3 protein-coding genes are annotated in these 3054 nt (G+C 69.0%); 2 read left to right on the plus strand and 1 reads right to left on the minus strand.

Going from position 1 to position 3054, the window contains the following annotated elements:
• Positions 1 to 261 (plus strand): AMP-binding enzyme (locus ACRX5S_RS40620; RefSeq protein WP_436778328.1); only part of this gene is annotated, 261 nt, incomplete at its 5' end.
• A gap of 127 nt (positions 262 to 388) precedes the next feature.
• Here the strand turns inward: ACRX5S_RS40620 and ACRX5S_RS40625 are convergent.
• Positions 389 to 1153, minus strand: a complete 765-nt coding sequence (locus ACRX5S_RS40625; RefSeq protein ID WP_436778329.1) for a TetR/AcrR family transcriptional regulator — start codon at positions 1151 to 1153, stop codon at positions 389 to 391.
• A 575-nt stretch (positions 1154 to 1728) separates the two neighbouring features.
• On the opposite strand from ACRX5S_RS40625, the gene ACRX5S_RS40630 reads away from it, so the two are divergent.
• Entirely contained in the window at positions 1729 to 2922 is a 1194-nt protein-coding gene (locus ACRX5S_RS40630; RefSeq protein ID WP_436778330.1) for a hypothetical protein, read from the plus strand.
• The last annotated feature ends 132 nt before the right edge of the window (positions 2923 to 3054 follow it).

The raw sequence follows: 3054 nt of genomic DNA on the forward strand, positions 1-3054 counted from the left end.
GAAGCCGCCGTCTTCGGCATCACCCACCCCTACTGGATCGAAGCCGTCACCGCCGTCGTCGTCCCCAAACCCGGCCACACAATCAACCCCGACGACATCACCGCACACTGCCGCGCACACCTCGCCGGGTTCAAAACCCCCAAATACGTCGTCATCACCGACGCCCTCCCCAAAAACCCCAGCGGCAAAATCCTCAAACGCGAACTCCGCAACACCTACGCACACTTGGCCAACGAAACGGCGCCGGACGCATCCGATTAGGGCGGCCGACACCAGCGACATCAGAGTCAGCGGTTCGCCCGCGCAGGGGTCGGGCGAACCGCAACCTGACGATCCGGCCGCGCCCATCGCGTGGTTCCGGCTTCACGGTCGGATGGGTCCAAGGGGCTCAGTCCGCAAGGCCCGTGTTGCTGAATATCGGTGCGAGGGGGACCTCGGTTGTCGCGCGCGAACCGGGACGTCGGGTTCTGTCACCCTCGCCGTGTTCACCGCTTCGGCCCGCCAACCCTTCGATGGCGTCGACGGTGGTGTCGATCACGAGGTCGTAGAGGCGGGCGAACGCCGCGGGCAACGCCTCGACAACGGGAGCGATGCGGACCCTTTCCTCCTCCGGCGCCGACCGCAGTGCTTCGCGCAGTGCAGGCACCATCTCCGCGACCGGCCTTCGCTTGGCGGCGAGGGTCGCCTGACCGACGATGGTTGTGCCGATCAGGGAGATCGCCAGCGCCAAGTCCTCGTCACTCAGTTCCAGGGGGCGGAGCACGTCGGTGAGCAGCACGAAAGACGGGAGCCACGCCGGCTGTCGAGTCGAGGCGATGTAGGGCAGCAACTGCGGGTAGGGCCGCAGGTGGTCGAGACCCAAGAGCATCCACTCGCGGAGCTTCGCCTGCCAGGTCGCGCCGTTGGGCAAGTTGAAGCTCATGTCGGCCATGACCCTGTCGGCCACAGCGTGCAGCAGGTCGTCGCGGTCGGGGAAGTACCTGTAGAGAGCCATCTGTGCGGAGTCGGCAGCCTCCGCCACTCTCTTGATGGTCAGTGGCACTGCCGGGTCCTGGTACACCAGATTCACTGCGGCTTCGATGATCTGCTCGCGCGACAGACGCGCCGGCCGCCCCCGCCCCCGCGTCGGTCCATCTGTCGAGCGCTGAGTCATCCCGATTCCTTCCGCCCCGCAACGCGCGCACCACGCACACGTGCCTCCAGATTACGCGTACTCCATACGCAATAAAGTGCGTGTCGGTGTGGCCGACCAGGCCGCGGCCCGTCCGGAGGAATCGCGGGCGCTACTCCGACCCGGCGCCAGGAGCCTTTGCCCGCCCACCTGCTTTCCCCCGGAAGTCGCGATCGGGTCCAGCTGGGATCCCGACGTGGCTGCCCAAGTGGGTGCGGCGGTCGCGCGCGGCGCGCGCGTACGGCATCGATGTCGTACTCGGCCCCGAAGTCCTCGCGCCGGCCGCGTCGACCGCCGGCGACGCCGCCACGCGGCAGGTGCCACTGGGGACTTCGGTGGCCGGTCGACACGTGGACATTCATGGACACGGGCCTGTCCGTGCCCTGTACGGCGAGATCACCAGGTGTCTTGAAGTTTTTGCGTACGACATACAACATTAACGCGGTTTGATCGAATCGGCCCTGGCACGCCCCGAGCCCAAGGGGCGCCGCATGCCTTCCGCACGCCTCCGGAGCAGCGCCCGACACAACACCGAATCACGATCGTGAGGATGACGCATGGACCGTGCGCAACGATCCCGAAGCCTGGTCGCCGCAGCCTGCACAGTGGCAGTCGCCGCGGCATTCGGCGGCGGCTTCTGGGCCGGATCGGACGACGACAACGGCGCGGACGCCGCATCCGCCCCACCGAGTCCGCGCCATGTGGTCGCGGGGCCGGCTTCGCTGGAAGCCGCGCCGCCCAGGACCGTGGTGCCCAAGCACGACCCTGAGCTGGGCACCCGGCCGGGGGTCCACCCCCTGTCGGAACTCCCCCAGGACGTACGCGTATTGACGAAGACCGGTCAGCGTCCGGACTGGTCGCCCGACGGCAGGACCATCGCGTTCATCGACGCCAAGGGCACCGCGCTGGGGCACGTGTGGACCGTCGACGTGGGATCCGGCGCCACGGCCGCGGTCACCGAGAAGTTCGGCGGTCCCGGCTACTCGCGGGCGTACTACCTGCACAACGGCGACCTGCTGCTGTGCGGACCGACCTCGCCGCCGGCGGCCGGCGCCCAGGAGGCGGGGCGGTTCACAGGCGTGATGTCGGTGTTGCGCGCACCGTTCGACCGACCGCCCCAGTCGCTGGGCCTTCCGTGCTGGGAGGGCATGGCCCCGTCGCGGACCTCGCTCCAGATCGCCTGGAACCGGTCGACCGCCGACTTCACCAAACCCGCCGATGCCCCGGGCTGGGTCTCGGAGATCTGGGTCGGCGAACTGCGTTACGAGGGCGACCGCGTCATGGTCGCCGACGCCCGCAAGGTGGCCGACCGCGAGCTGTTCGACTCGATTGTCCTCCTGGAGGTCCAAGGGTTCCGGCCACCGTCCGACAACGAGTTGATCCTGTCTCTCTACGGCGAGGACGGCAGCGATGTGATGGCCCTCGACCTCACCTCGGGCAAACTGCGCAACCTCACCAACAGCACCGCCTACGAAGAGGCCGAAGGCATCACGCCCACGGGCGACGCCGTCTACGTGGAGCGCGAACTCACCTACAACGGGCAGGAGGCCGGAGCCCTCGACATCTGGAAGTACGGTCTGGCCGACGGAAGTTGGCAGCGGATCACGTTCTTCAACCGCTACGCGCCGCACTACGCGTCCAATCCCAGCGTCTCCCCCGACGGGCGTCAACTCGCCTACCAGCTCTCCTACAACGGTGAGATCGAAGGCCAGGGCAACGGCATCCTGCTCCAGCCCATCCCGTCTCCCTGAAGCCCTCACCAGGCTCCCCGCGGGCACCGGCCATGGGCCCGGCGGGGGGGGGGGGGGGGGGGGGGGGGGGGGGGGGGGGGGGGGGGGGGGGGGGGGGGGGGGGGGGGGGGGGGGGGGGGGGGGGGGGGGGGG

The organism is Yinghuangia sp. YIM S09857, from assembly GCF_051388915.1.
Lineage (GTDB): Bacteria > Actinomycetota > Actinomycetes > Streptomycetales > Streptomycetaceae > Yinghuangia.

Bases quoted from the DNA above. Each gene is read 5' to 3' on its own strand.
- ACRX5S_RS40630 (WP_436778330.1), top strand. From the start codon at position 1,729: ATGGACCGTGCGCAACGATCCCGAAGCCTGGTCGCCGCAGCCTGCACA.
- ACRX5S_RS40625 (WP_436778329.1), bottom strand. From the start codon at position 1,153: ATGACTCAGCGCTCGACAGATGGACCGACGCGGGGGCGGGGGCGGCCG.